At 32.8% G+C, this 12,476-nt stretch carries 16 protein-coding genes; 15 read left to right on the forward strand and 1 reads right to left on the reverse strand.

Annotated features, from left to right (window positions below; genetic code table 11):
- The first annotated feature begins 8 nt into the window (after window positions 1-8).
- The 3 genes from gldN (BKM63_RS10250) to BKM63_RS10260 all read left to right on the forward strand — a co-directional run bounded on the left by gldN (BKM63_RS10250) (window position 9) and on the right by BKM63_RS10260 (window position 3,336).
- A complete protein-coding gene (gldN, locus tag BKM63_RS10250; protein WP_071636511.1) occupies window positions 9-998 on the forward strand; it encodes a gliding motility protein GldN in 990 nt (329 codons plus the stop codon).
- 198 nt (window positions 999-1,196) lie between these two features.
- The gene (gldN, locus tag BKM63_RS10255; RefSeq protein ID WP_071636512.1) at window positions 1,197-2,186 is read left to right on the forward strand and encodes a gliding motility protein GldN; all 990 of its coding nucleotides are present in this window, start codon (window positions 1,197-1,199) and stop codon (window positions 2,184-2,186) included.
- Between the two features lie 76 nt (window positions 2,187-2,262).
- Window positions 2,263-3,336, forward strand: coding sequence for an NAD(P)/FAD-dependent oxidoreductase (locus tag BKM63_RS10260; RefSeq protein WP_071636513.1), 1,074 nt, complete (start codon window positions 2,263-2,265; stop codon window positions 3,334-3,336).
- Here BKM63_RS10260 and BKM63_RS10265 read toward each other — a convergent pair.
- Window positions 3,317-3,700 (reverse strand): DUF983 domain-containing protein, encoded by a 384-nt coding sequence (locus BKM63_RS10265; RefSeq protein WP_071636514.1) that lies wholly within the window; start codon window positions 3,698-3,700, stop codon window positions 3,317-3,319. The genes BKM63_RS10260 and BKM63_RS10265 overlap by 20 nt on opposite strands.
- Before the next feature lie 302 nt (window positions 3,701-4,002).
- Here BKM63_RS10265 and BKM63_RS10270 point away from each other — a divergent pair, with 302 nt between their 5' ends.
- From BKM63_RS10270 to BKM63_RS10325, 12 genes are all read left to right on the forward strand, one after another.
- Window positions 4,003-4,578, forward strand: a complete 576-nt coding sequence (locus BKM63_RS10270; RefSeq protein WP_071636515.1) for a TerD family protein — start codon at window positions 4,003-4,005, stop codon at window positions 4,576-4,578.
- 56 nt (window positions 4,579-4,634) lie between these two features.
- Window positions 4,635-5,300 (forward strand): HAD family hydrolase, encoded by a 666-nt coding sequence (locus BKM63_RS10275; protein ID WP_071636516.1) that lies wholly within the window; start codon window positions 4,635-4,637, stop codon window positions 5,298-5,300.
- 2 nt (window positions 5,301-5,302) lie between these two features.
- Window positions 5,303-6,109 (forward strand): phosphoribosyltransferase family protein, encoded by an 807-nt coding sequence (locus BKM63_RS10280; protein WP_071636517.1) that lies wholly within the window; start codon window positions 5,303-5,305, stop codon window positions 6,107-6,109.
- Window positions 6,110-6,113: 4 nt separating this feature from the next.
- Window positions 6,114-6,668, forward strand: a complete 555-nt coding sequence (locus BKM63_RS10285) for a TerD family protein (RefSeq protein ID WP_071636518.1) — start codon at window positions 6,114-6,116, stop codon at window positions 6,666-6,668.
- Window positions 6,669-6,672: 4 nt separating this feature from the next.
- Window positions 6,673-7,281, forward strand: coding sequence for a TerD family protein (locus tag BKM63_RS10290; protein ID WP_071636519.1), 609 nt, complete (start codon window positions 6,673-6,675; stop codon window positions 7,279-7,281).
- Window positions 7,282-7,287: 6 nt separating this feature from the next.
- Window positions 7,288-8,376 carry a toxic anion resistance protein gene (locus BKM63_RS10295; RefSeq protein ID WP_071636520.1) on the forward strand — a complete coding sequence of 363 codons (1,089 nt, stop codon included), beginning with the start codon at window positions 7,288-7,290 and terminating at the stop codon, window positions 8,374-8,376.
- A gap of 20 nt (window positions 8,377-8,396) precedes the next feature.
- Window positions 8,397-9,365 (forward strand): hypothetical protein, encoded by a 969-nt coding sequence (locus tag BKM63_RS10300; RefSeq protein ID WP_071636521.1) that lies wholly within the window; start codon window positions 8,397-8,399, stop codon window positions 9,363-9,365.
- A gap of 12 nt (window positions 9,366-9,377) precedes the next feature.
- Window positions 9,378-9,929 carry a TerD family protein gene (locus tag BKM63_RS10305; RefSeq protein ID WP_071636522.1) on the forward strand — a complete coding sequence of 184 codons (552 nt, stop codon included), beginning with the start codon at window positions 9,378-9,380 and terminating at the stop codon, window positions 9,927-9,929.
- 21 nt (window positions 9,930-9,950) lie between these two features.
- Window positions 9,951-10,610, forward strand: a complete 660-nt coding sequence (locus BKM63_RS10310; RefSeq protein ID WP_071636523.1) for a TerD family protein — start codon at window positions 9,951-9,953, stop codon at window positions 10,608-10,610.
- Window positions 10,610-11,026 (forward strand): hypothetical protein, encoded by a 417-nt coding sequence (locus BKM63_RS10315; RefSeq protein WP_071636524.1) that lies wholly within the window; start codon window positions 10,610-10,612, stop codon window positions 11,024-11,026. Before BKM63_RS10310 ends, BKM63_RS10315 begins: the two co-directional genes overlap by 1 nt.
- 13 nt (window positions 11,027-11,039) lie before the next feature.
- Window positions 11,040-11,678, forward strand: a complete 639-nt coding sequence (locus BKM63_RS10320; protein WP_071636525.1) for a vWA domain-containing protein — start codon at window positions 11,040-11,042, stop codon at window positions 11,676-11,678.
- Window positions 11,679-11,840: 162 nt separating this feature from the next.
- Window positions 11,841-12,476, forward strand: coding sequence for a vWA domain-containing protein (locus BKM63_RS10325; RefSeq protein WP_071636526.1), 636 nt, complete (start codon window positions 11,841-11,843; stop codon window positions 12,474-12,476).

Here is a 12,476-nt window from a genome sequence, read left to right on the forward strand (position 1 = left end):
ATACCACGATGAAAGTAAGAAATTTTTTAATAGCTATTGTTTGTATCGCTGGAGGTTTTGCTTCTAATGCGCAATCTAATTTGCTTAATGCGAAAACCCCTGCTCAAATTGGACTTAAAACTCCTGCGCAACTTATCTCAGATAATGATAAGCCTTTAGCTTACGGTTATGTTGATGATAGAGATATCTTGATGGGAAAAACTACTTGGGAGATCATTGATTTGAATGAAAAGATCAACTTTCCAATGTATTTTCCTGTAGATACAGCTAATATTGGTTCTGATAGACGTTCACTTTACGATGTTTTGACGAAAGCCATTAAAAAAGGCAAAATAACTGAAGTTTACTCTGATAGTTATTTCAATACTAAAAAATCTATGAAAGACATCGAAGGTGCATTATCTCGTATTGATACTACAGATGCTGGTAGAGAGCTTATCAACCAATATCCTGATGACTACAAATCACGTGTTGTGAAGAAAAAAGTGGTTACGGGTACTGGTAAAAAGAAAGTTGTTACTTACGTTGACGAGACAGTTGGGCCAACAAGAACGGTTCCTGCTGAGTATATCTTGAAACAAGATCTTACTTCTGCTGATGTTACACAATACAAAATCAAAGGATACTGGTATTTTGACAAACGTCAAAGTGAGTTGAAATATCGTTTACTTGGAATTTGTCCTGTAACTCCAGACGTTTATACAATGAATAGTGACGAAAAGGATTATATTGAGTTATTCTGGGTATTTTTCCCAAATGCACGTGAAGCACTGCATGAAGCAAAAGCTTTTAATGATAACAACTCGGCACTTCCAATTTCATTTGACCAGATATTAAACTCTAGACGTTTTAACGCAGTAGTTTACAAAGAGGAAAACCTTTATGGAGACAGAGCGATCAGCGATTATATGAAAGATAATGCGCAAAATCAATTGTTAGAATCTGAAAGAGTAAAAGAGAAGATTCGTAACTTCGAACAAGATATGTGGAATTACTAAGTATCTGAAAATAAAATATTTAAAAAACTCTTACTACCTTTGTAGTAAGAGTTTTTTTGTTTTACGGCATAATATTCATTTGTTAAAACTTGTAAACAGCCCTTGATTTTACTTACTTTTTATTAATTTTGATTTATGTAAGAAAAATAACAATATATAATTTAAAATCACGTTTAATTTCTTATAATATTTATCACAATGAAAATAAGGAATTTTTTAATAATTGTATTTGCTGTCTTTGGTGCATTAGGTGCTAAAGCACAATCTAATTTACTGAATGCTAAAACTGCTGACCAGATTGGGTTAAAGCCTGCTGCAAGGCTTATTTCTGATAATGATAAGCCATTAGCTTATGGTTATGTAGATGATAGAGATATCTTGATGGGAAAAACTACTTGGGAGATCATTGATTTGAATGAAAAGATCAATTTTCCTCTATATTTCCCTGTAGATACTGCAAATATAGGACCGGATAGGCGGTCGCTCTACGATGTATTGACTAAGGCTATAAAAAATGGCAGAATAACAGAAGTTTATACAGATAGTTATTTTAATACCAAAAAGTCAATGAAAGATATTACCGGAGCTTTGTCTCGTGTAGATACTACAGATGCCGGTAGAGAACTGATAAACCAATATCCGGATGATTACAGAACACGAGTTGTTAAGAAAAAAGTCGTTACAGGCACTGGTAAGAAAAAAGTTGTTACTTATGTAGATGAAACAGTAGGGCCTACAAGAACAGTTCCTGCGGAGTATATATTGAAGCAAGATCTTACAGCTGCTGATGTTTCACAATACAAAATAAAAGGATACTGGTACTTTGATAAACGTCAGAGCGAATTGAAATATCGTTTGCTTGGAATTTGTCCTGTAACTCCAGATGTTTATACAATGAATAGTGACGAAAAAGATTATATTGAATTATTTTGGGTTTTCTTTCCCGATGCGCGGGAAGTTTTGCATGAAGCAAAAGCTTTCAACGACAAAAATTCAGCAGTTCCAATCTCATTTGATCAGGTTCTAAATTCAAGACGTTTCAATGCTGTTATCTACAAAGAAGAAAACATGTATGGTGATCGTGAGATTAAAGATTATATTAAGGATGATGCGCTGAATCAATTATTAGAGTCTGAAAGAGTAAAAGAAAAGATCCGTAATTTTGAGGAAGATATGTGGAATTACTAAGTACTTAAATCTAAAATTATACGAAAAACTCTTACTACCTTTGCAGTAAGAGTTTTTTATTTTATTATACTACACAATGCTTGACTATTTAATCGTCGGATCTGGATTGGCTGGAATTTCGTTTGCTGAAATTGCATTAAAAAACAATAAATCTATTTTAGTGGTAGATAATATGTCTCAAGTTTCTTCGAGGGTAGCTGGAGGATTTTATAATCCTGTTATTTTAAAAAGATTTAGCGAAGTTTGGAATGCACAGGAACAATTGATCATTATGAATGATTTTTATGATGAGATTGAGGAAAAACTACAGACGAAGTTTAATCATAAACTTCCAATACTGAGAAAATTTTTTTCTATCGAAGAGCAAAACAATTGGTTTGCAGCTTCTGATAAAAGAAACTTAGCGCCTTTTTTGTCTACAAAACTGGTTTCAAAAAAATATAAAAGCATAGATTCTCCTTATAATTATGGAGAAGTCCTGCATACCGGTTATGTGGATACTATGCTGCTATTGGATACTTATAGAGAGTATTTAAAAAACAATGATTTACTTTTAGACCAGTCGTTTGACTGGGGATATATTGAATTTTTTGATTTTGGAGTTCAATATAAAAATATTCAGGCACGTCATATTATTTTTGCGGAAGGGTTCGGGCTTCATAAAAACCCATTTTTTAATTACCTGCCATTAGACGGTACTAAAGGGGAAATGTTTGTAATAAAAGCTCCAGATTTAGATTTGGACGTTATTATAAATACAAGTGTTTTCATATTGCCTATGGGAAATGATTTGTTTAAAGTTGGTGCTACTTATAACTGGCAGGATAAAACAGATCTGCCTACCTCAGAAGGAAAACAGGAATTAATAGATAGGATAAAGGAAATTATTAACTGCGATTTTGAAATCATAGAACATTATGGCGGAGTTCGTCCTACTGTAAAAGACAGAAGACCTTTGATAGGAACTCACGAACAGTTTCAGTCACTTCATATTCTGAACGGGTTAGGAACGCGAGGCGTTATGCTTGGGCCGGCAATGGCCAAAGTTTTGTATGATTATATTGAAAATGATGTTCCTTTAGAGCGTGAAATTGATATTAAACGTTTTCATAAAAGATACTTAAAGAGCCTTAATTCTGACCGGCCTTAGCATCGTAAGAAATAAACATATTAATATATAAATTTCTTGAAAGACGAAGAACAAATGGAAATAGTAGGATTAATGTAATAACAATCGCTATAAATGACTGTTCTATACTTGCTCCAAAAAAGACAAAAGAAACAATGAACGCTGCAATTCCAACAGCAACATTCAAACCATAACTTACATACATTGCGCCATAAAAAAAGGATGGTTCAATTTGATATTTTAAGCCGCAATGACTGCAATGGTCGTTCATTTTTAGAACTTTAGTCAAATGAAGCGGATTTCTGTCTGAATACATGCTCTCTTTTTGGCATCTTGGACAACTTCCTGTTAAAATGCTATTTAGTTTAGATCCTTTTTTCAACATTAGTATAAGTATTATTAGGTAAGTCCTGCCGCTTTTATTTCTTTTTAAGGGAGTAAATTCTTTTTATCAGTATAGGAAAAATTACTTGTAAATTTTTTAAAGCAGAATAATGCAAATATACCTATTTTGTTGGAACTATTAAGAGGAATAGAATGTTTGATTTTTGCGAGTTACAGTAATTTTTTTTCCCCAAATTGCTAATTTGTTAATAAATATTTCTGCTTTTACGGAATCCCACATTTTTACTTACTTTGCTTTTTGTATCATTGTATAATTTAAAATCTAATTAAAGAATTATAATAATGGCAATAAATTTACAAAAAGGACAAAAAATTGACATTGGACTGTCTAGAATTTCTGTAGGATTAGGCTGGGACCCAAATGAGGGCACAGGTCATGAATTTGACTTAGATGCTTCTGCAATAATGATCAACTCTGATCGTAAACTTCTGGATGAAAATTACTTTGTTTTTTATAATAATTTAAATTCTCCTGATGGAGCGCTGGAGCATACGGGAGATGACCCAACAGGCGGTAACAGCGATGGAGATGATGACGAGGCAATAAAAGTAGATTTAAGTAAAATTGACCCAAATGTTCAGGAGATCCTTTTTGTAGTTACTATCGAAGATTTTGAAAGAAGAAAACAAAATTTTGGACAGGTCCGAAATTCTTATATTAGAATTGTGGATGATGCAAATGGAGAAGAAATTGCTAAATACGAATTAGACGAGGATTTTTCGGTTGAAACTGGAGTTGAATTCGGAAGACTTTACAAACGCAATAACCAGTGGAGATTTGAAGCTTCGGGTATTGGATATAAGGCAGATTTAGGCTTTTTCCTTGAAAAATACTTTTCGGGAGAAATAATAAAATAATATTAACTGTGCGCATTCAAAATCAGAATGTTTCCATCTTTTTTTTAAAATAAATTTTGAAAATAAATTACAAAAATCACAACCATTTTTCTTTTGATTTATGGCTAACATTGATACGGTCTAATCCTGAATTTAAACGAAAGAGAAATCTATTGTTTAAAGATTTTTTTGAAATAAATGCATCTATCGAAAAAGTATCTGAGGTAGTGCGTTATTATGATGTTTTGTGCAATAACATTAACGAAAAAACAGGATTAAATTTAAGTACTTACGAGATTTATTACCTAATTTTAGGCGCCCTCGAGGTAAATTTAGAATCAAATGGTTTAGACAGATTAGCCGCGTTTTATGATGAGACAGAAGCTTTATTTTTTAATAATAAACCAGAATTGATTTTTCCAGATATTAAAATTCAGTTTGAAGAGATAGTTTCAGAAGGAAAATCAATTAACATATTGAGCAATACCGGATTTATAAAGGGAAAAAGTTTAAGAAAACTGATATCGCATTATGAATTGGCAGATTTTATTTCCTTTCAGATTTATTCTGATGAAGTAGGGTTTTCAAAACCAAACAAAGAAATTTTTCAGCTGGTTTTTGATCGGGTAAAAGAATCAAAAGAAATACAAAAAAACAAAATACTGCATATTGGAGATAATAGTATTGCAGATTATAATGGCGCAGTCAATTTTGGATTTGAAGCGCATCTATTAAAAAATTAAAAGTGAACAAAAGTTACAGCTTACATAAAATTATCGACAAAGATAATTGTCCATTTAAAGAAAATGAATACAGCCGATTTAAGTTTGGTGACAAATTTTACGCAGAAAAATTTGCCAAAGATTTATTTGCAGGATTTGTAGATCAGTTTAGAGAACTACTTCTTTCAGACGAAGAGATTGTCATTTTACCTAGTCCGTATTTGTCTATACCTACGGCTTCCAACTTCCTATGTTACTATTTCAAAAAAGAATTAAACAGCTTTTTATTTAGAAATGGTAAAAAAGCCAGTATAGAGTCAAAAATCTATAGAAATCAAACCTATGTTACAGATTACGGAAATTTGGACTTTAATGAAAGAGTGAATTTAATATCCAATGATACGTATTACATTGACCGAAACTTTATTAATGATAAACTCTGCATTTTTGTTGACGATATCAAAATAACCGGAAGTCACGAACATACAGTAAACAAGATACTAAATCAGTATAATGTAAACGGAGATTTCATTTTTGTTTACTTCGCAGAACTGGCCAATAAGGAGATTCATCCTAAAATTGAAAACCATTATAATTATTTTGATATTAAAAATGTTGAAGATATTATCTCGGTTATTAACAGCGAACACTTTCAATACAATACCAGAATAGTAAAATTTATTTTGAGTTTAAATGAAGAGGAGTTTGGGTATTTAATCAATAGTATTTCTTCTCAAAAAAGCGATGAATTATTTCATTTGGCGATAAGCAATAATTATCACCAGATTTTAGAATATAAAACAAACATTAATGTAATAAAAATAGATTAACACTATGGCTATCAACTTACAAAAAGGACAGCGCGAAAATATAAACGCTCCGAAATTTACAATTGGTTTAGGATGGGATACAAACAACAGCACCACAGGATCAAGTTTTGACCTTGATGCTTCTGTTTTTATTTTAGGTGATAACAGAAAAATTTTATCTGATTCTCATTTTGTTTTTTACAATAACCTTAAATCTCCGGATGAGGCAGTTATTCATACAGGTGATAACCTAACAGGAGACGGTGACGGAGATGACGAACAAGTAAAAATTGACCTTACTAAAATAAACCCGGCTGTAAAAGAAGTTTGTATTGTAGTAACGATTCATGACGCTGTAAACAGAAAACAAAATTTTGGACAGGTTAGAAATTCGTTTATCAGAATTGTAGATGACAGCAATAATACAGAAATGGTGAAATATGAATTAGAAGAAGATTTCTCTATAGAAACTGCAGTTGAGTTTGGAAGAATTTACAATAAAGACGGGCAGTGGAAATTTGAAGCAATGGGTGTTGGAATGAAAGGCGGATTAGAAGATTATTTAAACAAATATAACTAGAAACATGGCAATTAACTTAGAAAAAGGACAACGTATAAATCTTGAAAAAAGTAATGGTACCAAATTGCAAAACATTTGTGTTGGTGTAAATTGGGGCGCAATTGAGAAAAAAGGTTTTTTTGGAACTAAAAAAGAAGCGGTAGATTTAGATGCCAGCTGTGCCGTTTATGATGATAAAAAAAATCATATTGATTCTGTAAATTTCAGAAAATTAATTTCAAACGACCGTGCTATTAAACACAGTGGAGATGATTTGACAGGAGATTTAAATGGAGATGACGGTTTAGATAATGAAGTGATCACTTTAGATTTTTCACAACTATCACCGGCAGCAAACCATGTTGCGTTTTTTATAAATAGTTTTAGAGGACAGGATTTTAAAGATATTCCTTTTGCTTCTATCCGTATCTACGAAGGAACACCTACAAAAGTAAGCCAGGAATTTGCACGTTTTGATGTGGCAAACGATGTAACTTTTGCAGGAAATGTTTCTATGGTTTTAGGGGTGTTTTACAAAAGAAATGAGGAGTGGAAATTTAGTGCAGTTGGAGTTCCAACAAATGATAAAAAGCTGGAGCAGACTATCGTTACTATTCAACAAAATCATCTATAAACTAAAATGGAAGAAAATCAATTAGTTACTCAGGAAAATACCGCTTTGATTGACAAAGATGGTAATGTGAATTTAACTTCAATCTCAGAAGCTGAAGTAAATAATTTCAAATCAATTTCGAATCAGTTAAACGAAAATGATGCGAATTCGATTTTAAACTATGGAGCCGAAATTCAAAATTCGATAGCCAAGCAAAGTGATACTTTCTTAACTAATGTTAGAACATATAATTCTGGCGAAGTAGGAACTCTAATCAATGATTTGTTGACAGAATTAAATTATGTTGATGTAGATCAGCTTGATCAGGGGCCTTTTAAAAGATTTCTTTCTAAAATTCCACTGCTGAATAAACTAGTAGTAGATGTAAAAAAGTTATTCCAGCAATACGATAAAATTACGGTTAATATTGATAAAATCAGTAATAAGGTAAAGGCCGGAATGATCAATTCTGTAAAAGATAACAGTGCGCTTCAAACTATGTTTGACGGTAATGTTGGTCTTATTAAAGAAATGGAAAAACATATTATTGCAGGGCAGATTCGATTTAAAGAATTAGGAGAAGAACTTGCTGTAATGGAAGGAAATCCGGCTCAGTACCAGGATTACCAGATTTCAGACAAAAGAAATTTCATTAATCGTCTCGACAAACGTCTTGCCGATATGAAAATTGTTCGTTTCATTATGCTGCAATCTTTAGCGCAAATACGTGTGGTTCAAAATAACAACACCTCAATTGCCGAGAAAGCACAGTCTATCCTGACTACCACAATGCCAGTCTGGAAAAACCAGCTTACACTTGCTGTGGCACTTCAAAGACAAAAACAAAATATTGAAGTTCAGAGGAGAGTATCTGAAACCACTAATACCATTTTGCAGAAAAATGCAGAAATGCTGAAACAAAATAGTATTGAAGTGGCGAAAGAAAATGAAAACACAGTCGTTTCATTAGAGACATTAAAAATGACGACTAAATCATTAATAGACACTTTAACCGAAGTAAAACAAATTCACGACCAAGGTACAGAAACCCGCAGACAGCTTGATGCAGGATTACAAAGCCTTGAAGCAGAATTGAAAAAAGGGGTTGTAAGTTAAAAGAATAAGGAATTAACGGAATGCAGCAAGAGGAAGAGGAAAGATACGTTCAAATAATAAAAGATAGTAACAGAAAGCTTGTGGTTTTAAAATTGTTGTCCAATTTTTTTAACCACAAGGATTTTGTTGGCGTTTTGGTAAGAACAAAAGTCATTCATTCTCTTTTTCAAAAGAATCAATCATTAGACATTAATAAACTCGAATTGTTTCACATTCAGTATACAAATAGTCTGATTGATTTGTTTCAAAAAATAAAAAAATCTAAAGAACAGCAGTATACTCTCATTTCAGATGAAATATACATTAACGGCGATATAATCTCAAAACTGAGTTTTGAAATAGGAGAAGAAAAATTCTCTGATCAGACAAAAGAGCACGCCCAAAAAATGTCAAAAAAAATTGAGCAGCTCTATCAGATTTTTGCAACAGATAGTAATAGTTTTTTTGATTGGAGTGATGTAATGTCTTTTTCGGATGCCATTAAATCAGAATATTACAGGGAGATTAATATCGATCAATATGAAAAACTGACTACTGCCAATAAGAAAAATTATGAAAACAAGTACGTTAAGTTCGAGAAAAAACTCTTAGGCCGACTTAACATACTCAATTTTAAGATTAAGTTTTTATGCGGTTTAGTTTGTAATAATGAGATTATTGAGGTGTATGAGTTTAGAGATTCTAATGACAAATTTATTTTTGTTGGAAATGAAAAATCTTTTTCTTTCATAGAAAACGATATGGAAAAAGTAGTAAATCTTTCAAAAAATAATTCGGCTAAAGAAGAAATTATTGCGCAATTGAAAGATAAAAACGCTTTGTTGGAATTAGAATTAAGCACAATTAAAACCTCTCTTCCAGAGAGTGTTCAAGAAGTTTTAAAAGATTATTTAAATAAAATATCATCTGTTGACTTTTTAGAAGATTTGCAAAATGTCGATGAACAGACTAATATTTTGAAAACAATGTTGAATATTAATATTAATTAAAGAATAAATAAAATGGCAATTAACTTAGAAAAAGGTCAAAGACAAAGTATTGACGCACCAAAATTTATTGTGGGACTTGGATGGGACAGTAACTCAAGTAATACAGGTTCAGATTTTGATTTAGATGCTTCAGTTTTTTTGGTGGGTGCAAATGGCAAAATTCCAAATGACAACCATTTCGTTTATTACAACAACTTAAAATCGCCTGATGGAGCGGTAACTCATACCGGAGATAACTTAACAGGTGCAGGAGATGGAGATGATGAAAAAATACAAATTGATCTATCTACAATATCTCCGGATGTGCATGAAATTTCATTTGTTGTAACGATTCACCACGCCGATACAAAAAGACAAAACTTCGGACAAATTAGAAATTCATATATCAGAATCCTCGATCAAACTAACACAGAACTGGTTAAATACGAATTAGATGAAGATTTTTCTATTGAAACTGCAGTTGAGTTTGGAAGAATTTATAAAAGAAATAATGAGTGGAAATTTGAAGCAGTTGGTATTGGAATGAAAGGCGGCTTACAAGATTATTTAAATAAATATAATTAACTTAAACCCTATTAAAAAACTATGGCAATTAACTTAACCAAAGGACAAAAAATTGATTTAAGAAAAACAAGCGGAGAAACATTAACCAATTTCTGCGTTGGTGTAAACTGGGGAGCAATAGAAACCAAAGGATTCTTAGGATTATCAAAAAACGTAGTAGAAATCGACTTAGATTTGAGCTGTGTATTAATTGACGATCAAAATAAACTTTGCGATCATTTATATTCTCCTTTGTACAGAGTCGAAGTATTACAGCAATTTGGTCTTCCAAAAGGTAAATTGTTAAGTGTTGACGGAGCTCTAAAACACACTGGTGATGACCTTGCAGGAGATACCGGAGGTGATGATGGTTTGGATAATGAAATTATTACGGTTGACCTTTCTAAAGTTGATGCCAAAGTTAGTCAGATATTTTTCTTCTTAAATAATGCCGGAAAAGAAGATTTCTCTCAAATTCCTTATGCAAAAATCAGAATGTATGAGGGTACTCCAACAAAAGTAGTTTCAGAATTTGCTTCGTATAATGTTTCTGCAGATTCACAATACGTAAACAAACGCTCAATTATCATGGGTAAATTGTACAAACGTAATGGCGAATGGAAATTCAGCGCGATTGGAGATCCAACAGATGATACATTCTTAGGACAGACGATTCATAAAATCGTACAATCTTACCTGTAATGGAAATCAAAAACATTGAAGGACTAAGAGTTTCTCAAATAAGAGACATGGTTCAGCAGGGAGGTAAATTTGTGGTTTTTCCGTACACAGTTTCATTTATATTAATGACCTTAAAAAGAAGTTCTGATATTTATTTTATCAGACCTGACGAAAATACTTTTAAGTATTCTTACGGATATGTATTTCTAAATTTAATCATTGGCTGGTGGGGAATTCCGTGGGGCCCCATTTATACAATTGGGTCAGCATACCATCATGTAGTTGGAGGCAAAGACCTGACTCAGGCAGTTATGAGCCATTTAGCACAGCATGATCCTGAGGCCAATACAAATACATATAATATTAATGGTATCGAAAGCTCTAATCAGGCAGGCGATATTAATAACGAGAGACCAACTTATAATATTCCTGTATAAATAAATTTTAACCATGAGAAGACTGCCTGTATATTTAGTATTAGACACATCGGGATCAATGACCGGTGAGCCTATTGAAGCTGTGAAAAATGGCGTTCAAATGATGATTAGTTCATTAAGACAAAATCCGCAAGCCATTGAAACTGCTTTTTTAAGTGTAATAACTTTCGATACTACAGCGCAGCAAATTATTCCTTTAACAGATTTGGCATCTTTTCAAATGGTTGATCTTAAGGCTTCAGGTGTAACCGCACTGGGCGAAGCGTTACGATTAGCTGCACAAAAAATAGAAACTGAAGTTGCCAAAACAACAACAGAACAGAAAGGAGACTGGAAACCATTAGTTTTTATTATGACCGATGGAATCCCCACTGATAATTGGGAAAATGGTCTGAATGAATTTAAGAAAGCAAAAGTTGCCTTTACAGTTGCGTGCGGTGCAGGAGGCGGAGCAGATACTGCAATTTTAAAACAAATTACAGATAATGTAGTAAGTCTCGATACTGCAGACAGCGCTAGTATTGGCAAGTTTTTTCAATGGGTAACCGCTTCAATTGGAGTAACTTCAACAAAAGTTGAAGATTTTGGTAAAGATTTTACAAATTTTAAAGAATTACCTCCGCCGCCATCTGAATTAAACATTGTGGTTTAACTTCCGGAAAGGCGGAGTTTTTATAGTACTGTTTTTAATTAAGTTTTTTAGTATTACATCTTTTTGATAGAAGTTATACGCATTACGTATGCCTATAATTTTTGCCATCTGGTTGTGAGCGTTAGGTAATTTCATTTATTAAATCATTTTCTTTAAAGTTATATGAGAAGACTACCAGTTTATTTTTTACTAGATACATCAGGATCGATGTATGGAGAGCCAATTCAAGCTTTAAATAATGCTTTAAGTGGTATGATCAATACGTTGCGTTCAGATGCTCAGGCGTTAGATTCACTTTGGATCAGCATAATTACGTATGACCGAGAAGTAAAAGAAATCGTGCCGCTGACAGAGCTGGTTCACTTTCAGCTTCCAGAAATCACTTGTCCGCAGAGTGGTCCCACAAATACAGGAGCCGGACTTGATTTTGTTATTCAAAAAGTAAATAAAGAAGTTATAAAAGGTTCTGCAGATCAAAAAGGAGATTGGAAGCCGCTACTTTTTGTTTTTACCGACGGAAAACCATCCGATATTCAGTTTTACAGAGAGAAGACTGCCGAAATACGAAATATGAGTTTTGGAGCAGTTGTAGGATGTGCAGCCGGACACATGGCCAATGATGATATTCTAAAAGAACTGACAGACAACGTAGTACATTTAGCATCAGCTGATAGCTCTACGCTGAAACAATTTTTCAAATGGGTTTCAGAAACAATTGAACAAGGTAACAAAAGCCAGGGAACGGGAGAGAGTGTAATGCTTCCTCCGCCGCCAAGTGAAATAACTGTTGTGATCTAA

The sequence above is a fragment of the Flavobacterium johnsoniae genome (assembly GCF_001879205.1).
GTDB classification, from domain to species: domain Bacteria; phylum Bacteroidota; class Bacteroidia; order Flavobacteriales; family Flavobacteriaceae; genus Flavobacterium; species Flavobacterium johnsoniae_A.